Below are 19,960 nucleotides of genomic sequence, written 5' to 3'. Positions count from 1 at the left end.
CAATGAAAACAATCAAAACACTAAGTTTGGCAGTAGTAGCAGCATTATCTTTCGCATCATGTTCAGATGATGATGACAACACTCCAGAAATTGTAAACGAGGAAGAAGTAATTACGACTATGACGGTAACACTTACCCCTAATGATGGTAGTGAGGTCATCACTTTACAATCTAGGGATTTAGATGGTGATGGATCAGATGCTCCGGTAATTACTATTTCAGGAAACTTTGTTTCAGGAACAACCTACGATGGTGCTATCGTTTTGCTAAATGAAACAGAAAGCCCTGCTGAGGATATTACGGAAGAAGTAGAAGAAGAAAGTGATGAGCACCAATTTTTCTATACGATAAGTTCAGGACTTGACGCTACAACAGCGTACAGTAATAATGACAGCGATGGCAACCCATTAGGAACGGAATTTACATTAACAACAGGTGCAGCAAGTACAGGATCTATAACGTTTACATTACGTCATGAGCCTACAAAACCAAATGATGGTATTGAGAGTGCAGGAGGAGAAACCGATATTTTAGTATCTTTCGACGTCTCTGTAGAGTAATTATAATTTCTTAATTTTTAAAAAGCACTTTATAGGCCGCCTATAAAGTGCTTTTTTTTTGGTAACGTTCCATAAAAAGATAAATGTCTTTACTTACTATTGTCTATATTTAGTGTATTAAAATTTGGCAGCACTTTATAGTTCAATAATCTAGGTTTCTGTAGATTAGAGTCCCAGTATGTATTATTAAATTATTAAACACAAAATAAATATCTAAGATCCGATATCATGAACATTTAAAAAACAGAAAATTTCATGGACTATGCTAATAAAAGAAAATCTTTTTGGAAATTTCAATGGAAGGCATTGCAAGATGATATAATCAAATTTTACACCAAATGAAGTATATAATAAAGCTATTTTTTTGTTTTATGATTTCGATAGTGTCCTCTCAAAACAAGAGAATCTCTCCAGATATTAATGTTAGACCAACAAATTCTTATGATTTTAAAATAGTTCTTAAACAAGGTATTCCGCTATACCAATATGAAGTAAATTCTGCTTTAGAAGGTGATTATAACATTCTTATATTTTACAAAGACTCCTCTAAAAAAGATTCTATTATAAATGACAGTGATGGTCCAAGAATGACATTACAATATGATCTACCCTTTAGCAAATACAAAACTGATAAAAATATTGAAATAGGAATATTTAAAAATGGATTCAAGAATGGACTATGGGAAACTAAACAAAAAAATAGAATAGTTAAAAAAGAAAATTGGAGACATGGACTAATAACTGGCGATTATAGGGTATACAGTACTAAAAACGAAATACTCTATAGCACATCATTTGGGACATCCGGCAATGGCATTTTTAAAGACTACTATTATGAAATTGGCGAATTAAAAGAAGAAGGACGTTATAAAAAAGGTAAAAAAGAAGGAGAATGGTGTACTTACTTAAAAGATGGTACTTTAGATAAACAAATAAATTATACAGACGGAAATCCGGATACCAAATAATTAACTATTGAAATTCATAATAAAATAGCTACAATAGCTCTCAAAATTTGCTATTAAAAAAAAGTTAAATGCATTATATTGACAAGGCTAATTTGCTTTAGGTTCCCCTGCCAATTTGTATTAATAATTATTAAATATAAAAAATTTAACTAAGGCTCGGTATCCCAAAAAAAAACGAATAAATAAAAAATATTTTTGGAAGCTCAATGAAAAGCTCAAAAAAAATATAATCAAATTTTATATAAAATGAAAAATATTTGTTTTAGCATTCTAATATTTTGCACTAGTTTATTTGCAAGCGGTCAGGGAAGTATCCCCAATCTGCCTCCATTATTTTTGAATTCTTTATTTGTAGAAGTTAAAACAACTAATGGCATAATTATTTACAACTATAATTACAAAAATAAAAAAATAGAGAATAAGGAATACTCCATATATCTTATCATTGATGATAACGAAAATGAAGAAGTTACAGATATTCTTGAGGAGGAATCAGACTTTTCCTTTGGCAAAATGACAGGTTATATATCAACTGGCACCTTTCTCAATAATCGAAAAAATGGCATATGGAAAACAACTTATAATGACAAATTACTCAAACAAGAATGCTGGCAACACGGCTTAATTATAGATAAATATAGAGTATACAATACTAAAAACGAAATACTATATAGCACATCATTTGGGACCTCTGGTAATGGAATTTTTAAAGACTACTATTATGAAATTGGCAAATTAAAAGAAGAAGGACGTTATAAAAACGGTAAAAAAGAAGGAGAATGGTGTACCTACCTGCAAGATGGCACTTTAGATAAACAAATAAATTATACGGACGGTACTCCAGATTCCAATTAAACAACCATTAAATTTCATGACGAATAGTTTTACCATACTTCTCTGATTATCACTCTCAATAAAAAGTTAAATGCCCCTGCTTATTACCCTCCATATATAGTTTATCAATATATTTAATGTATCAAAAGTAGATAGCACATTACAAGCTTATAAAATAGAGAACCCACATGAAAGAAATTGTTTTAAATGACGGAAATAAAATACCTATTATAGGTTTTGGAACGTATAAAGCAACAGAACAAGAAGGTATTGAAGCTGTTAAATTTGCTTTAAAAAATGGCTATCGCTTGCTAGATACTGCTGCAAAATATAACAATGAAGAAGCCGTTGGTAAAGGCATCAAACTAAGTGGTGTTCCTAGAGAAGAAATTAAAGTTACTACAAAATTATGGAGAGAAAACCTTTCCTATGAAGAGGCTAAATCTGAATTTGAAACCTCTCTACAAAAACTACAATTAGAATACATAGACTTATACTTGATTCATTGGCCTGCAAATGCTAAAAATTATGATCATTGGCAGCATGCAAATGCGGAAGCATGGCGCGCTATGGAAGATTTGCAGACCGAAGGGAAAATAAAATCTATTGGTGTTAGTAATTTTTGGCCAGGACATTTAGAAGCGCTTTTTAAAACAGCACGAGTTTTACCCGCTATTAATCAGATAGAATTTCACCCTGGATATTGGCAACCAGCTGTTACGGCATATTGTAAAACTAAAAATATTACGGTACAATCTTGGTCGCCTCTTGGCAGAGGAGCCGTTTTAGAAAACGAAACATTAAAAAAAATTGCTCAAAATCATAAAACTACAGTTGCCAAAGTTTGTTTACGCTGGGTAACGCAGCATGAGGTTATTGTAATTCCAAAATCGACAACAAAAGAACGCATCAAAGAAAATATTGATATTTTCGATTTTAAATTAACACAAGAAGAAATTCAACAGATTAATGATATTCCAAAACTAGGGTATAGCGGAGAGCATCCTAATGTATGGCCAGATAGAGAAGAATAAATTCCTATTTTTAAAATACCCTACAAATCGCCTTTAAACCATTAGAATGAAATCTCGCAGAACTTTTTTCAGTAATATTATAGGTGTTTCAGTAGTGTCGCTCCTACCCTTTTCTATTTTCGCCAACGTAAAACAGCATAAAAAAACGATAGAAAGTATTAAACCTAAGCGTCTTAAAAAAGGGGATACCATTGGTTTAATTGCTCCGGGTTATGCGGTAAAGCCTGAGGTCTTAGAAAAAGCAAAAGAAACACTGATTAAAATGGGCTTTGTTCCATACCATACGGAGCGTATACTCTGGAACCACGGTTATTTTAGCAATACCGATACAGAACGCGCTGATGATGTTAACGAAATGTTTGCCAACCCTAATATAGACGGAATTTTATGTGCTCGAGGCGGATACGGTTGCACAAGAATTATGCATCTTCTGGAGTATGAGCTAATCAAAAACAACCCAAAAGTACTTGTGGGATTTAGTGATATTACCGCATTAGCCAATGGCATATATTCCGAGACCGGACTTATTACTTTTCATGGCCCAGTGGGGAGCACTTTAGACGATGACTATTCCATTCAACAATTAGAGAATGTAATCATCCATCCTGAAAACCAGCTCCTCATAAAAAATGCTGTTCTTAAAGACGAGGTACTTTTAAACAATCCGGAGTTTGATCGGTATACGATTACCACAGGAAAAGCTACGGGTAAATTGGTAGGAGGAAGTTTAACTCTCATCAATGCGTTGATTGGTACACCACATGAAATAGATTTTACCGATGCTATTGTTTTTATAGAAGATGTAGAAGAAGCTCCGTACCGAATAGATCGGATGCTTACCCAATTAATTGAAGGTGCTACGTTTAAAAATGCAGCCGCTATCATGATTGGTGTTTGCAATGGCTGTGATAAACCAGTTTCTTCCGGAGGCTTTACCCTTAAAGAAGTTATTTTAGACCGAATTAAACCTATGAATATTCCTGCGGCCTACGGTATGAGTTTTGGTCACGTGAAAAACAACATGACACTTCCTATTGGCATTAAGGCCACTTTTGATGCGGATAAAATGACGCTGAAACTACAGGAAAAATCCGTGCTGTAAATTTAAGAATAGGCTTTATCCCAATCTTTGAATACAACCTCATATCCTTGAGATTGAATCATTGCTTTTATTTCTGCAGTAGAACGCTCGTCAGAAATTTCAAACTGCTCTAAGGATTGTGGCGCTACACTATACCCTCCAGGATTGGTTTTAGATTCTGCACTGATAGACGTAATGCCTAAATGAATAATGTGATCTCTAAATTTTTCGCTTTCCCGGGTAGACATAGATAACTCCACATCTTCATCGAGCAAGCGATACGCACAAATTAATTGCACTAAATCTGAATCTGTCATTTCTACTTTAGGGGCTACATCACCTTCAAAAGGTCGTAATCGTGGAAAAGAAATAGAATATTTTGTTTTCCAATAGGTCTTTTGCAAATACCGTAAATGCAAAGCCGTATAAAAACTATCTACACGCCAATCTTCTAATCCAAATAAAGCACCAATACCTATTTTATGAATTCCTGCTTTTCCTAATCTATCTGGAGTATCTAAACGATATTGAAAATTTGACTTTTTCCCTTTCGGGTGATGTACTTTATAGGTGGCTTCATGATACGTTTCTTGATATACCAAAACAGCATATAGGCCTGCAGCTACTAAGGCTTCATATTCCTCTTGGTCTAACGGTTGCACCTCCATGCTTATATTGGAAAAATTATTTTTTATCAATTCGATAGCATGCTTTATATACGAAACTCCTACCGTTTTATTAGCCTCCCCAGTAACTAACAAAATATGATCATATCCTAAGCTTTTAATCTTGGCTACCTCTTTTAAAATCTCAGCATCCGTTAAGGTTTTTCTTGGAATTTTATTGGTCATGCTAAATCCGCAATAGGTACAAATATTCTGACATTCGTTTGATAAATACATGGGAATATACATTTGAATTGTATTTCCAAAGCGTTTTTTTGTAAGCTGATTGCTTCGCTGTGCCATTTGCTCCAAAAAAGGTTTTGCGGCGGGAGATATCAACGCTTTAAAATCTTCTAATGCTATCTTTTCTTTTTGAAGTACTTGCGCAACCTCAGCTGTGGTAACCTCATAGATTTCCTTTTCTAAGGTATTCCAATCGTATTGCTTAAATATAGTTTTGAAAGACATAGAATTATTTTTAAAGTTAGTTCAAGAATGATGTTAATGGACTACTCGCTTCAGCTTGTTCTTTGATAGGTGCAAGTTTTGCTAGGTAAGCCATTCTTCCTGCATCAACGGCTAGTTTAAAAGCATGCCCCATCATTACTGGGTTTTGAGAAACGGCTATCGCTGTATTTACCAAAACAGCATCGGCTCCCAGTTCCATGGCATATGCTGCGTGTGATGGCGCACCTATTCCTGCATCTACAATCACAGGAATATTACTTTGTTCTATAATGATTTTTAAAAAATCTTCTGTTTTTATTCCTTTATTGCTACCTATAGGAGCTCCAAGAGGCATTACACATTGCACCCCAACATCTTCTAAACGCTTGCACAAAACTGGGTCCGCATGTATATATGGCATAACAACAAAACCTAGTTTTACTAATTCTTCGGCTGCTTTTAAAGTTTCTATAGGGTCTGGTAATAAATAACGAGGGTCTGGATGAATTTCTAATTTTATCCAATTAGTGTTAAGCGCTTCTCTTGATAATTGTGCGGCAAAAACAGCTTCTTTTGCGGTACGGACTCCAGAAGTATTCGGCAATAAACTTATGTTATCATGGCTTAAATAACTTAGAAGATCATCAGATTCGCATTCTAAATCCACACGTTTTAAAGCAACCGTTATCAGCTCACTCTCGGAAGCTAAAATAGCTTCTTTCATTTTCTGAGAACTTGAAAACTTACCTGTACCTGTAAATAGTCTTGAGGTAAATTTTTTATCTGCTATATGAAGTAAATCAATCATATTTATACCGTTTGTTTTGGTTTCCACACCTGTTCTTCAATATCAGATTTTTCTAATATTTTTTTAAAAAGTGTAATTGTATTGAAGTCTTTTGTAATGGCTGTTGCCACTGCAACACCATAAACTCCTGTTTTTAAAATTTCAGGAACATCCGTAACCGTTATACCACCAACAGCTATTATTGGAATAGTTGTTTTTAGTTTTTCAAGTATAGCCGCATAGCCTTCAAGGCCAAGAATAGGACTCAGACTTTCTTTTGTTTTTGTAAAATGATAAGGCCCTACACCAATATAATCTACATTTTTTGCAATCAGCGCATTACAATCACTAATTGTATTTGCAGTGCCTCCAATAATTTGCCAGCTTTCTAAATACTTTCGTGCTATAGAAGGGCACGTATCTGTTCTTCCTAAATGAACACCATCTGCTTTTACCTCTTTTGCTATTCTATAATGATCATTAATTATTAATCGTGTTTGGTAATGATCTGTAATCTCTTTGGCTTCGCTCGCAAATTTTAAAACCTTCTTCGGGCTTAAATTTTTTAACCTTAATTGTACCAAAGTTGCTCCTGCAGTACAAGCACTTTTTATATTTTTTAAATGCTCTTGAGGGGTTTCTCCTTGAGAGATGTAGTGTAAATTAGGTAATTGCATTAGTGCTATATTTGTATTTATATATTAGTCCTTACTATTTATTTTTGCTATAATACGCTTGCATTGCTTTGAATTCTGCTACTGGCGACACGCTATTCCAAATTCCTCCTAAAACGCCCACACCTTTAAAACCTAATCGATGCATTTCTGCAATGTTGTCTTTAGTAACACCCCCCATACCTATGATTCTTTTTTCAATATGATTCACATCAAAACCTTTGCCTTCATATCCTTTTTTAGAGATTGAAGAAAACACAGGACTTAATAAGTGATAGTCAAACTCAAACTCACAAGCGTTTAACACTTCTGGATCATGAAAAGAAGAACTAATCGTTTTTCCGTACATATCTAAGGGCTTAAAATATTGCCCAGGATTATCTATATGGTCTATTCTTTTTTGTTCCTGAAAGTGAATCCCTTTTAAACTGAATTCATTAACTAATTCGTGATGAAAATGAACCACAATACGATTATGGTATTTTGATGCTATTTGATTTAAATAATCACTATGCTCTTGATAGCTTTTGTTAGGTTTTCTAAAATGATAACAGGTTAAACCTTCCTCAAAAAGTTGATTCAAAATTTCAATTTCATTAGCAATATCTTCTTCTGGTGCAATAAGAACTATCATAATTATTTGGGTTAGGGATTGCAGTGGCATCCTTTTGCTAGCTGTTCGTGTAAATTTATGGAGTAAAATGAAATAAAATTACATGAATACGCAAAAGATATAACGAAAAGCCCGACTACGCCTTTTTTCAAGGCGTAGGAACCTCCTAATTATTTTACAAATACACTTCTGATCCTTTTTCTTTAAACTCTTTAGACTTTTCATCCATCCCTTTTTGAATGACTTCGTTATCTACAATATCATGTTCTGCTGCAAAATCTCTTACTTCTTGCGATATTTTCATAGAACAGAATTTTGGTCCGCACATAGAACAAAAATGGGCCACTTTTGCACCATCTGCTGGTAAGGTTTCATCGTGATATTCGCGCGCTAATTCCGGATCTAAACCTAGATTAAACTGATCTTCCCATCGGAATTCAAATCGTGCTTTTGATAAGGCATTATCTCTATGTTGTGCTCCTGGGTGTCCTTTTGCCAAATCTGCTGCATGTGCCGCTAACTTATACGTAATTACTCCCGTACGTACATCTTGCTTATTGGGTAAGCCCAAATGCTCTTTTGGCGTTACATAACACAACATTGCACAACCAAACCAGCCAATCATTGCAGCACCAATACCAGAAGTAATATGATCATAACCCGGAGCAATATCTGTAGTTAAGGGACCTAAAGTATAGAAAGGAGCTTCATCACAAAGTTCTATTTGTTTCTCCATATTTTCTTTAATCATATGCATTGGCACGTGACCAGGACCTTCTATAAAACATTGTACTTCGTGCTTACGTGCAATTTTAGTTAGTTCTCCCAATGTTTCTAGTTCCGCAAACTGCGCCTCATCATTAGCATCGGCAATAGAACCAGGACGTAAACCATCTCCTAAAGAAAAAGCTACATCATATTGTTTTAGTATTTCGCAAATATCTTCGAAATGTGTATACAAGAAACTTTCTTTATGATGCGCTAAACACCATTTTGCCATAATAGACCCACCACGAGAAACAATTCCTGTAACACGTTTAGCAGTCATGGGCACATAGCGTAAAAGAACACCCGCATGAATGGTAAAATAATCTACTCCTTGCTCTGCCTGCTCTATAAGTGTATCTCTAAAAATTTCCCATGTAAGGTCTTCCGCTACTCCGTTTACTTTTTCTAATGCTTGATAAATAGGCACCGTTCCTACAGGTACTGGAGAATTACGGATAATCCATTCCCGAGTTTCGTGTATATTTTGACCCGTAGATAAGTCCATAATATTATCTGCTCCCCAACGGCATGCCCAAACGGCTTTCTCTACTTCTTCCTCAATGGAAGAGGTTACGGCAGAATTACCAATATTGGCATTTATTTTTACCAAGAAGTTACGCCCTAATATCATGGGCTCTGCTTCTGGATGGTTAATATTTGAAGGGATTACGGCTCTACCTCTAGCGACTTCTTCACGAACAAATTCTGCTGTAATTTTATTAGGTATAGATGCTCCAAAATGTTCTCCTTTATGTTGTTTTGCTATCTCCGTCATTTCCTCCATACGTTGGTTCTCACGAATAGCAATATATTCCATCTCTGGAGTAATAATTCCCTTTTTTGCGTAGTGTAATTGGGTAACATTTTTACCATCCTGAGCACGCATTGGCTTCTTTAAAAGTGAAAAACGCATATGATCTAGGCTTTTGTCATTTAGCCGTTGGTTACAATACTCAGAAGTAAAGCTATTTAATTGCTGTACATCTCCACGGTCTAAAATCCATTGCTCACGGATTCTTTCAATACCTTGATGTACATTTATAGATTTATCTGGATCGGTATAAGGGCCAGAAGTATCATAAACTGTAACAGATTCATTTGGTGTAAGCTTGCCTGTAAGAGAATCTTTAGTATCACTCAGTGCAATTTCTCGCATGGCCACTTTTAATTGTGGATGCAATTTACCTGCTACATAAATCTTTTTTGAATTTGGAAAAGGTTGTGTCGTTAGCTTTTCGTTTTTTGGTGCGGTGTCTTTGCTTTTCATAAAGTGTGAGAATTTAGGTCTTCGTTATATAGGTAATAGAATCTAGTGTGTAGTTTTGCAGATTATCCGCCTTGTGTAGCCTTGATAATTAGAACTACGTCATTCTCGAAAAGAATTTCATACTTCCAGAAATCTTTAGAAATAACCATGCTATTAATAGCAACAGCAATACCATCTTGAGTGGCTTTGAGGTGATTAAGAAGGTGAATAACATTCGAATTTTCTTCGATGCCCATTCTTTTTTCGTTTACAACAATAGAAATCATGTACAGGATATTTTTAAATATGCTGTAAAATTTAAAAGCAGAGAATATTCTTTGAAAATATGATACGCTTTTAAGAACAAAGCGCACAATTATGAAAAGGTTGCAAACACCCATTTCAAGGTGTTTTTCAACTTTTCCCTTCGGCGGTACTAACCGCATCAGGTTCAAAGGGTATGTCTCAGTTCCAAAAATAGGAACACCCCTAAAGTTTACTCCGTAAAACTATAAAAAAACAATGGAACTAAAAGCTTAAATAGAAGATTTAATCTATAATTAATAAGAATTAACATTTTAGCAATATGCCTATAAAAAAATAACACTCCTAAAAAATAGGAGTGTTATTTAAAATTTTAAGTATAAAATGAATGCTTAATTGGCTACTTCACTAATAAATTTGATGCGATACAATCTAAGATCCTCATCTTCATAATCGCCATCAAACTCTTTTAAGGCTAAATCTATGTTATCAGAATCTGCTTCTAAAAAGTAGTCATGCAGTTCTTCTTGCTGATCTTCATCTAGTACATCATCTACCCAATAGGTAATATTTAGTTTGGTACCACTATACACAATTTGTTCCATCTCTTTTATCAACTCAGGAATAGCGATTCCTTTTGCCGAAGCAATATCATCTAAAGGTAGTTTACGATCTACATTCTGGATGATATACAATTTTAAAGCAGAATTGGCTCCTGTACTCTTAACGATTAAATCATCAGGGCGAGTAATATCATTCTCCTCGACATATTTTTTAATAAAATCTACAAAAGGCTTTCCGTATTTTTTTGCTTTACCTTCTCCTACTCCATGAATATTTACAAGTTCTTCTAAAGTTATAGGATACTTTAGCGCCATATCTTGTAAAGATGGATCTTGGAAAATAACAAAAGGAGGGACTTCTAATTTCTGACCTTGCTTCTTTCTAAGATCTTTTAACACTTTAAGCAAAGCTTCATCTGTTACGCCACCACTACTTTTTGCGGCACTAACAATAGCATCATCTGCTGCTTGATTGTACACATGATCCTTCGTCATCATAAAAGAAACTGGATTTTTTGCAAATTCTGCCCCTTTAGGTGTCACATGTAGTATTCCGTATTGCTCAATTTCTTTACGCAAATACCCAGCTACCAAACCTTGGCGCACTAATGCCATCCAATGTTCTTTGTCTCTATCGTCTCCTATACCAAAAAATGGTTTTTCATCTGTCTTATGTGAAGCGATAATAGCATTTACTTTTCCTGTAAGTACTTTTACGATTTCTTTAGATTTAAATTTTTCCATGGTACCCTGTACCACTTGAATCACTTTAACCAAATCATCTTTAGCTTCTTCTTTCTGTTTCGGATTTTTTGTATTGTCATCCATTAGAGCTCCATCTCCTGTCACATCATCAAAATGTTCCCCAAAATAATGCAGAATAAACTTTCTCCTAGACATAGAAGTTTCTGCATAAGCTACCATTTCTTGTAACAATGCATTACCAATCTCCTGTTCGGCAACAGGTTTTCCAGACATAAATTTTTCTAACTTCTCAATATCTTTATAAGAATAAAAAGCCAAGCAATGACCTTCACCACCATCTCTACCTGCTCTACCCGTTTCCTGGTAATAACTTTCTATACTTTTAGGAATATCATGGTGAATAACAAACCTAACATCTGGTTTATCTATCCCCATACCGAAAGCAATGGTTGCCACCACAACATCTACACCCTCCATCAAGAACATATCTTGATATTTTGATCGTGTTTTAGTATCAAAACCAGCGTGATATGGTACCGCACTTACGCCATTTACTTGTAGTATTTGAGCTAACTCTTCTACTTTTTTCCTACTCAGACAATAAATTATACCCGATTTACCAGTATTTTGTTTGACAAAACGTATAATATCCGCTTCTATATTTTGGGTTTTAGGCCGTACTTCATAAAATAAATTAGGCCTATTAAATGATGCCTTAAATAAATCAGCATCTGTAATACCTAAATTTTTTATAATATCCTCCTGCACTTTAGGGGTCGCAGTTGCCGTAAGTCCTATAATAGGAATTGTATCATCTAAACGACTAATAATACTTCTTAAATTTCGATATTCAGGTCTAAAATCATGACCCCATTCAGAAATACAGTGCGCCTCATCAACAGCAACGAATGATAGTTTTACAGATTGTAAAAACTCAACATACTCGTCTTTAGTCAATGATTCTGGTGCTACATAAAGCAATTTAGTGATACCACTAGTAATATCGCTTTTCACCTGTTTTATTTCTGTTTTTGTTAATGAAGAATTCAAAACATGAGCAATGCCATGTTCTGACGAAATACCACGAATGGCATCTACTTGGTTTTTCATTAACGCAATAAGTGGGGAAACTATTATTGCAGTACCTTCTTGCATTAATGCAGGAAGTTGGTAACAAAGCGATTTTCCACCGCCGGTTGGCATTACAACAAAACAATTTTTACCCTCAAGAATACTTGTAATTACACTTTCTTGAAGTCCTTTGAACTCTGAAAATCCAAAATATTTTTTTAGTGAGGAATGCAAATCAATTTCACTCAAACTCATAATATATTTTACTATTAATACTGATGCTAAGTTCGTGTTTTATATACGATTTAGTTAGTTTCTTAGCAAGTTTAAAATTAACACAAAAAACAAAAGTTTACTTTAAAGAATTTAAAATATCTTTTAACATTAAGTTTATGTAATTTTGTAACTAAATATAAGACATTCTTTTAGGAATACAATCAGATAATTGAATTAATTGATTTGAAAAATAATACTGCGATACTTGACATAGCAAGAAGAACCATAGAAAATGAAGCTAATGCCATTCAAAATTTATCTTCATTATTAGATGCTAATTTTGCGAATACTATCAATCATATATTAAATTCTACAGGGCGAATTATTATTTCTGGAATTGGAAAAAGTGCTTTAATTGCTTCAAAAATAGTTGCAACACTTAATTCTACCGGCACTCCCGCTATATTTATGCATGCTGCTGATGCAATTCATGGCGACTTAGGCACCGTCCAAGAAAATGATACTGTTATTTGCATTTCTAAAAGTGGCAATACTCCTGAAATAAAAATGCTTGTTCCTTTAATAAAAAAAACTGGAAATACGCTTATTGCCATGACTGGAAATTTAGATTCGGTACTGGCTAAACAATCAAATTATATTCTAAATACTTTTGTAGAAAAAGAAGCTTGCCCCAATAATTTAGCACCAACAACAAGTACAACAGCGCAATTAGTGATGGGCGATGCTTTAGCTGTTTGCCTTTTAGAATTACGCGGGTTTAGCAGTAAAGACTTTGCAAAATTCCATCCTGGGGGCTCTCTTGGCAAAAGACTCTACCTTCGCGTTTCTGATATTGTTGAAAATAACATGAAGCCACAAGTAACCGTTAATTCTGACGTTAAACAGGTCATCGTAGAAATTTCTGCAAAAATGCTGGGAGTAACTGCGGTCTTAGAAAATAATAAAATTGTGGGTATCGTTACCGATGGAGACATTCGTAGAATGCTTAACAAGTATGACGACATAAAAGGACTCACTGCTCGTGACATCATGTCTGCGAATCCTAAAACTATAGAGAATGATGCTCTTGCTGTTAAAGCTTTAGAATTAATGCAAGCCAAAAACATATCTCAACTTATTTCAATAGAGAATGGTACTTATAAAGGTATTGTTCATATACATAATTTAATCAACGAAGGAATTTTATAATGGCAAAGAAAAAAGACACCGTAGATATGTCATTTTTAGACCATCTAGAAGAGTTACGCTGGCACTTAATCCGTTCCACGTTAGCAGTACTAATTGTAAGCTCAGTAGCTTTTGCTTTTAGCCGTTATATTTTTGACTGGGTAATTTTTGCACCTAGTAAAATGAATTTTGTCACCTACCGATTCTTTTGTGATATTGCTAAGTTTTTTAATTTTACGTCTGATTTCTGTGCTGAAGAATTACCATTTACCATACAAAGTAGAACCATGGCGGGCCAGTTTTCTGCTGATATTTGGACCGCAATTTGGGCCGGAATTATTGTCGCATTTCCGTATATTTTATTTGAAATGTGGAAGTTTATTAGTCCTGGACTCTATGAAAAAGAACGCAAAAACTCTAGAGGTTTTATTTTTATAGCTTCTTTCTTATTTTTCTTGGGCGTATTATTTGGTTATTATGTTGTAGCTCCTTTATCTATTAACTTTTTAGGAACTTATTCGGTCAGTGATGTGGTTAAAAATGAATTTGACCTTAGTTCCTACATCTCAACCTTAAGATCATCTGTAATTGCTTGTGGTATTATATTTGAACTACCTATTATCATCTATTTCCTAACAAAAATAGGATTAGTTACCCCTGAAATATTAAAAAAATATCGAAAAATAGCACTAGTAATTGTTTTGATTTTATCTGCGGTAATCACGCCTCCAGATGTTGCTAGTCAAATAGTAGTCTCTATTCCTATTATTATCTTATACCAAGTAAGTATTTATATCTCAGGATATGTGATTCGAAAAGATTTAAAAAAAGAAGCAAAAAGAAAGAAAAATGCCTAATCAAATAGAAGAATTCAACGCCTACCGTTCTAAAATGAACGATAAGCTACTCGCTGATAATAATAAAATAATTAAAAGAATCTTTAATTTAGACACAAATGCTTTTGCATCTGGTGCTCTTGATGTTAAAACTAAAGAACTTCTAGGACTTGTAGCTTCGGCTGTTTTACGTTGTGATGATTGCGTAAAGTACCATTTAGAAAGTTCTCATAACGAGGGTGCTACTAAAGAAGAAGTTATGGAAACCTTAAGTATCGCTACTTTAGTGGGTGGTACAATTGTGGTTCCACACCTACGTAGAGCTTACGAATATTGGGAAGAACTAGAAGCACAAGAAAAAGAATAGGGTTAAATATTCACTAATTAATAGAGAGGGACCACATTTTCCTTTAGTTTTGAACTAGGAAAATTAGGTAAAAACCAACAACGAACTAGCATTTATGAAGTTACGTGCAGACAATATAATGAAGTCCTATAGAGGACGACCAGTAGTTAAAGGAATTTCATTAGAAGTTAATCAAGGAGAAATTGTAGGACTTCTTGGTCCAAATGGAGCCGGAAAAACTACCTCCTTCTATATGATCGTTGGTTTAGTAAAACCTAATGGCGGTAATATTTATTTAGATGACAAGGATATTACCAAGTTCCCGATGTACAAGAGAGCACAAAACGGAATAGGATACCTTGCTCAAGAAGCTTCTGTATTTAGAAAGCTAAGTATTGAAGAAAACATTTTAAGTGTTTTACAACTTACGAAGCTGAGCAAGAAAGAGCAAGAAATGAAAATGGAATCTTTAATAGAAGAATTCAGTCTTGGACATATTCGTAAAAACCGTGGCGATCTACTTTCGGGAGGAGAACGCAGAAGAACCGAGATTGCTCGCGCTTTAGCTACCGACCCAAAATTTATTCTATTAGACGAACCTTTTGCTGGTGTAGATCCTGTAGCAGTAGAAGACATACAACGTATAGTTTCACAACTGAAAGAAAAGAATATTGGTATTTTAATTACCGATCACAACGTTCAAGAAACCCTAGCGATTACAGAACGTTCGTATCTAATGTTTGAAGGCGGAATTTTAAAATCAGGAATCCCTGAAGATTTAGCTGCAGATGAGATGGTACGTAAAGTGTATTTAGGTCAGAATTTTGAGCTCCGTAAAAAGAAAGTGTTTTAGATACTTAATTTTTAAGTAGTTATTTAAAATAATGCAAAACCTACACACCAAATAAAGACCCCAAACAACGCTGCTATTATTTACAACTGTTAAACTACAGCTGTTTTCTCATTTTCAATGAAGTAAAGAGAGAGAGTAATAAGAAAAATGGTTTACTATAGCTATTGGCCGCATGATCACTAATCGGCACCTTGTGAAAATTTCATCGGTGAGAATTGTTACTATCGTAAAAATAACAATTCATGTAAAAATTAACGTACCCCAACTGCCCCATCACAAAGTCTTTACAATTATTTTTTCTCTCCTAGTGCACTTAGTACCGAAATAAGAATATAAAAGAGGATAATCACTGGTACTGCCATAAATTTTAAGGTAACTAAAAGCACTAAACTCATTATTATAAATACATATCGAATCGCATTATCTTTAAAACTCCAATTCTTAAATTTCAACGCAAATAACGCTACATTAGAATTTAATAAGTAGGCACTTACGAAGGTTAACCCTATTAAAAACCATTGGTTTAGTATAATGCTATTCAGTATTTCATTATTTTGATATAATAAGATCAAAGGCAGTGAAATAATTAATAAGGTATTGGCAGGCGTTGGTAATCCAATAAAAGAATTGGTCTGATTTTCATCTATATTAAATTTTGCCAAGCGATAAGCAGAAGCTAGCGTAACAATTAACCCTAAAAGAGGAATCAATTCTTGAGGGTTTATTTTAAAAGATTGCCATGTAACCATTCCTGAGCTTTCTGACAACAAACCACTACTCCAACCACCTGTTGATGACATTTCTAAGAGCTTAAACATTACAATACCAGGTACAACACCACTTGTAACCATATCTGCTAGTGAATCTAACTGCAAACCTAATTCGCTTTTCACATTAAGTATTCGTGCTGCAAATCCGTCAAAATAATCAAAAATTATCCCTAAAAAAACAAACAATGCTACCATTTCAAAAACTCCGTGTACAGCAAAGAAGACAGCAATACATCCGCAGAATAAATTAAGCAAAGTAATAAGATTTGGTACGTATTTTTTCATGTGTTAAGCTTTTGGTAAAAATAGGATATTTTTACCGGAACTAATTATCTCAAATAAATTCTTCGCATATTTGTTTGCAGAAAATCATTACCCCAAACTATGCCATTTAAAAAATATATTCTAGGTTTCCTTTTTGCTTTTTCTTTATTTGGATTTTCTCAACCAACACTTTCCTCTAAATCAAAAATAAGCATCCTAACTGTGGGGACTGCAGATGAGCTTTACGCTAAATTTGGCCATAGCGCCATACGGGTTCAAGACCCAACATTAGGTATTGATGTAGTTTATAATTATGGCCATTTTGATTTTAATACGCCGAATTTTTATGTAAAATTTACACAAGGAAAATTATTATATTCCTTAGCACGAGAATCCTTTTCCGGTTTTTTATATGGGTATGAACTAGAAAACAGATGGGTAAGAGAACAAGATTTACAACTCACCTTAGCGGAAAGAAATGATTTTTTAAAATTTTTAGAAAACAACCATCTTCCTGAAAATAGATTCTACAAATATGATTTCTTATTTGATAATTGCTCTACCAGAATACCTGATGCACTAAAAACAGTTTTAGGCAATAAATTAAAATTTGAATACAACCACTTAGAAAACCAATATACATTCAGAGAATTAATACATCAAAATTTAGAAATAAATTCATGGTCAAATTTCGGAATAGATTTAGCATTAGGCTCCGTAATAGATAAAAAAGCAACACCTTGGGAACATTTATTTCTCCCTATATATGTATACAAACAATTACCATACGCTACTTTAAATGGAAAGAAGCTAATTTCAAATGACACCATCCTATTGAAGGAAACACCCGTAAAAAAAGAGCATAACTTTTTTTTATCGCCATTATTTTGGTTATCCCTAATAGGTATACTCGTATGCCTAATGACACTAAAAGATTATAAAACCAAAAAACGATCTAGGTATTTAGATTTTACATTGTTCCTTATCACAGGTTTAGCAGGCATTTTAATAGTTTTCCTTTGGTTCGGAACAGATCATCAAGCTACAGCAAAGAACTTTAATTTCTTATGGACATTTCCTTTAAATACTTTCATTGCTTTTATCGTATTTAAAAAGAGTATTACTCCAAAATGGATGATACCCTACTTAATTGTACTACTAGTTTGTATTTTTATAGCGATGCTACTTTGGCTACTTAAAGTACAAATATTCAGCATTTTAATAATTCCAATTGTGCTTGCATTGGTCGTTAGATATTCCTTTTTAATTTATTCGCTAAGGTCTGCTAGAGTTCACTAACTTTGCCAGTTCTAATACAAAAATTACATGAATCTATTATCAGTAGAAAATATTGCAAAAGCCTACGGCGAACACGTTTTATTTTCTGATATATCTTTCGGAATAAACAAAGACCAAAAAATAGCGCTTATCGCTAAAAACGGAAGTGGAAAAACCTCTATTTTAAATATATTATCAGGATTAGACACTCCAGATTCCGGGCAAGTAAATTACCGAAAAGGAATTCGTGTTTCGTTTTTAGATCAAGAACCTAATTTAGATCCTAATCTAACTATCGAAGAAACAATCTTCGCGTCTGACAATGAAGTGCTTAAAGTAATTAGAGCTTACGAACATGCTTTAGAAAACCCTGAAGATGCAGATGCATATCAAACTGCTTTTGAAGGTATGGAACGCTTTCAAGCCTGGGATTTTGAAACACAATACAAGCAAATTTTATCAAAGCTTAATTTAAACGATATTCACCTTAAAGTAGATATCCTTTCTGGGGGACAGAAAAAGCGTTTAGCCTTAGCAAATGCACTGATTAATAAACCAGATTTATTAGTACTTGATGAGCCTACCAACCATTTAGATCTAGAAATGATTGAATGGCTAGAGGAGTATTTTGCTAAAGAAAACATGACATTATTCATGGTAACGCATGATCGCTACTTTCTAGAACGCGTATGTAATGAAATTATAGAATTAGACGAAGGCATCATGTACCCTTATAAAGGGAACTACTCTTATTATTTAGAAAAGAAAGAGAACAGGATAGAACAAGAAGCTACAGAACAACATAAATCTAAACTTTTATTCAAAAAAGAATTGGATTGGATGCGCAGACAGCCAAAGGCTAGAACTACAAAATCTAAATCTAGAATAGATGATTTCTACGAAATAAAAGATAAAGCAAGCAAGCGTAGAAATGAGAACGAGGTAGAATTGGAGATTAACATGGCACGTATGGGAAGTAAAATTCTTGAACTCCATAAAATTTCAAAATCATACCCTGGAAAACCAATATTAGATAAGTTTGAGTATAATTTCCTTCGCGGAGAACGCCTTGGTATTATCGGTAAAAATGGATCTGGAAAGTCTACTTTCCTAAATATCTTAAGCGGATTAGATGAGCCAGATAGCGGAAAAGTTGTCGTTGGTGAAACTATTAAATTTGGCTATTACACACAAAAAGGTATTGATATAAAAGAAGGCCAAAAAGTTATTGATGTAATTCGTGAATTTGGTGATTACATTCCGTTAATGAAAGGCAGACAAATATCTGCCCAACAATTACTAGAACGCTTTCTATTTGACCGTAAAAAACAGTATGATTTTGTAAGCAAATTAAGTGGTGGCGAACGTAAGCGTTTGTATTTATGTACTATTTTAATTCAGAATCCAAACTTTTTAATTCTTGATGAACCTACCAACGATTTAGATATTGTAACGCTAAACGTTCTAGAAAGCTTCTTAATGGATTTCCCAGGATGTCTATTAGTAGTATCTCACGACCGTTACTTCATGGATAAAATTGTAGATCACTTATTTGTATTTAGAGGTGATGCTGTTATTGAAGATTTTCCTGGCAATTACTCAGATTTTAGATCTTACGAGGATAGTGCTGTATTAGAAAGCCGAGCTGCTAAAAAAGAAAATAATACGACAAGTACGGACACCGATAAAAGTTCCAAAAAAAAAGAAGATAAAAAGAAGTTAACTTTTAACGAGCAAAAAGAGTACACTAATCTTGAAAAAGAGATTAAAAAACTCGAAAGCAAAAAAGAAGCAACACAACATAAATTTACAGATTCTTCATTAAGCGGTGAGCAAATAGACAAGTTATCTATTGAACTAAAGGAAATAGGAGCGGCTATTGAAGCTAAAACAGAACGTTGGTTTGAACTTTCTGCACTTATAGAGTAA

19 protein-coding genes and 1 riboswitch are annotated in these 19,960 nt (G+C 33.9%); of the genes, 11 read left to right on the top strand and 8 right to left on the bottom strand.

The genetic code is table 11. From position 1 onward, the window contains the following. Window positions 1-2 precede the first annotated feature (2 nt). From CELAL_RS13395 to CELAL_RS13375, 5 genes are all read left to right on the top strand, one after another. The gene (locus CELAL_RS13395) at window positions 3-560 is read left to right on the top strand and encodes a hypothetical protein (RefSeq protein WP_013551440.1); all 558 of its coding nucleotides are present in this window, start codon (window positions 3-5) and stop codon (window positions 558-560) included. Between the two features lie 371 nt (window positions 561-931). Next, window positions 932-1,528, top strand: coding sequence for a toxin-antitoxin system YwqK family antitoxin (locus CELAL_RS13390; RefSeq protein WP_041557731.1), 597 nt, complete (start codon window positions 932-934; stop codon window positions 1,526-1,528). 246 nt (window positions 1,529-1,774) lie between these two features. Beyond that, window positions 1,775-2,383, top strand: coding sequence for a toxin-antitoxin system YwqK family antitoxin (locus tag CELAL_RS21550; RefSeq protein ID WP_013551438.1), 609 nt, complete (start codon window positions 1,775-1,777; stop codon window positions 2,381-2,383). A 167-nt stretch (window positions 2,384-2,550) separates the two neighbouring features. After that, the gene (locus CELAL_RS13380) at window positions 2,551-3,396 is read left to right on the top strand and encodes an aldo/keto reductase (RefSeq protein ID WP_013551437.1); all 846 of its coding nucleotides are present in this window, start codon (window positions 2,551-2,553) and stop codon (window positions 3,394-3,396) included. 46 nt (window positions 3,397-3,442) lie between these two features. Continuing rightward, window positions 3,443-4,498 (top strand): S66 peptidase family protein, encoded by a 1,056-nt coding sequence (locus CELAL_RS13375; protein WP_013551436.1) that lies wholly within the window; start codon window positions 3,443-3,445, stop codon window positions 4,496-4,498. 2 nt (window positions 4,499-4,500) lie between these two features. Here CELAL_RS13375 and thiH read toward each other — a convergent pair whose 3' ends face one another. The 7 genes from thiH to recQ all read right to left on the bottom strand — a co-directional run bounded on the left by thiH (window position 4,501) and on the right by recQ (window position 12,535). Next, window positions 4,501-5,610, bottom strand: coding sequence for a 2-iminoacetate synthase ThiH (gene thiH, locus CELAL_RS13370; protein WP_013551435.1), 1,110 nt, complete (start codon window positions 5,608-5,610; stop codon window positions 4,501-4,503). Between the two features lie 16 nt (window positions 5,611-5,626). Then, entirely contained in the window at window positions 5,627-6,397 is a 771-nt protein-coding gene (locus tag CELAL_RS13365) for a thiazole synthase (protein WP_013551434.1), read from the bottom strand. Window positions 6,398-6,399: 2 nt separating this feature from the next. Then, window positions 6,400-7,053 (bottom strand): thiamine phosphate synthase, encoded by a 654-nt coding sequence (gene thiE, locus CELAL_RS13360; protein ID WP_013551433.1) that lies wholly within the window; start codon window positions 7,051-7,053, stop codon window positions 6,400-6,402. Window positions 7,054-7,087: 34 nt separating this feature from the next. Further along, entirely contained in the window at window positions 7,088-7,684 is a 597-nt protein-coding gene (locus tag CELAL_RS13355) for a thiamine phosphate synthase (protein WP_013551432.1), read from the bottom strand. 154 nt (window positions 7,685-7,838) lie between these two features. After that, on the bottom strand, window positions 7,839-9,698 hold the full coding sequence (gene thiC / locus CELAL_RS13350) for a phosphomethylpyrimidine synthase ThiC (protein ID WP_013551431.1): 1,860 nt from the start codon (window positions 9,696-9,698) through the stop codon (window positions 7,839-7,841). Between the two features lie 62 nt (window positions 9,699-9,760). Next, the gene (gene thiS, locus CELAL_RS13345; protein ID WP_013551430.1) at window positions 9,761-9,964 is read right to left on the bottom strand and encodes a sulfur carrier protein ThiS; all 204 of its coding nucleotides are present in this window, start codon (window positions 9,962-9,964) and stop codon (window positions 9,761-9,763) included. A gap of 118 nt (window positions 9,965-10,082) precedes the next feature. Continuing rightward, a riboswitch (TPP riboswitch) is annotated at window positions 10,083-10,178 on the bottom strand. A 155-nt stretch (window positions 10,179-10,333) separates the two neighbouring features. After that, window positions 10,334-12,535 (bottom strand): DNA helicase RecQ, encoded by a 2,202-nt coding sequence (gene recQ, locus CELAL_RS13340; RefSeq protein ID WP_013551429.1) that lies wholly within the window; start codon window positions 12,533-12,535, stop codon window positions 10,334-10,336. A gap of 204 nt (window positions 12,536-12,739) precedes the next feature. On the opposite strand from recQ, the gene CELAL_RS13335 reads away from it, so the two are divergent. The 4 genes from CELAL_RS13335 (at window position 12,740) to lptB (ending at window position 15,719) form a co-directional block, all read left to right on the top strand. Next, complete coding sequence (locus CELAL_RS13335; RefSeq protein WP_013551428.1) at window positions 12,740-13,705, top strand: KpsF/GutQ family sugar-phosphate isomerase; 966 nt, start codon at window positions 12,740-12,742, stop codon at window positions 13,703-13,705. Continuing rightward, window positions 13,705-14,541 carry a twin-arginine translocase subunit TatC gene (gene tatC / locus CELAL_RS13330; protein WP_013551427.1) on the top strand — a complete coding sequence of 279 codons (837 nt, stop codon included), beginning with the start codon at window positions 13,705-13,707 and terminating at the stop codon, window positions 14,539-14,541. The genes CELAL_RS13335 and tatC overlap by 1 nt, the downstream gene beginning before the upstream one ends. After that, on the top strand, window positions 14,534-14,887 hold the full coding sequence (locus CELAL_RS13325) for a carboxymuconolactone decarboxylase family protein (protein WP_013551426.1): 354 nt from the start codon (window positions 14,534-14,536) through the stop codon (window positions 14,885-14,887). The genes tatC and CELAL_RS13325 overlap by 8 nt, the downstream gene beginning before the upstream one ends. A gap of 94 nt (window positions 14,888-14,981) precedes the next feature. Beyond that, the gene (gene lptB / locus CELAL_RS13320; protein ID WP_013551425.1) at window positions 14,982-15,719 is read left to right on the top strand and encodes an LPS export ABC transporter ATP-binding protein; all 738 of its coding nucleotides are present in this window, start codon (window positions 14,982-14,984) and stop codon (window positions 15,717-15,719) included. Between the two features lie 290 nt (window positions 15,720-16,009). Here the strand turns inward: lptB and CELAL_RS13315 are convergent, their stop codons facing one another. Beyond that, the gene (locus tag CELAL_RS13315; RefSeq protein ID WP_013551424.1) at window positions 16,010-16,774 is read right to left on the bottom strand and encodes a CDP-alcohol phosphatidyltransferase family protein; all 765 of its coding nucleotides are present in this window, start codon (window positions 16,772-16,774) and stop codon (window positions 16,010-16,012) included. A gap of 99 nt (window positions 16,775-16,873) precedes the next feature. Here CELAL_RS13315 and CELAL_RS13310 point away from each other — a divergent pair, with 99 nt between their 5' ends. Further along, window positions 16,874-18,052 (top strand): lipoprotein N-acyltransferase Lnb domain-containing protein, encoded by a 1,179-nt coding sequence (locus CELAL_RS13310; protein ID WP_013551423.1) that lies wholly within the window; start codon window positions 16,874-16,876, stop codon window positions 18,050-18,052. Window positions 18,053-18,079: 27 nt separating this feature from the next. After that, window positions 18,080-19,960: an ABC-F family ATP-binding cassette domain-containing protein gene (locus CELAL_RS13305; protein ID WP_013551422.1), complete on the top strand. Its 1,881-nt coding sequence runs from the start codon at window positions 18,080-18,082 to the stop codon at window positions 19,958-19,960.

It is taken from the genome of Cellulophaga algicola DSM 14237, assembly GCF_000186265.1.
GTDB lineage: Bacteria > Bacteroidota > Bacteroidia > Flavobacteriales > Flavobacteriaceae > Cellulophaga > Cellulophaga algicola.
The sequence above is the reverse complement of the archived record's forward strand: the minus strand, read 5'-3'. Positions and strand labels throughout refer to the sequence as shown.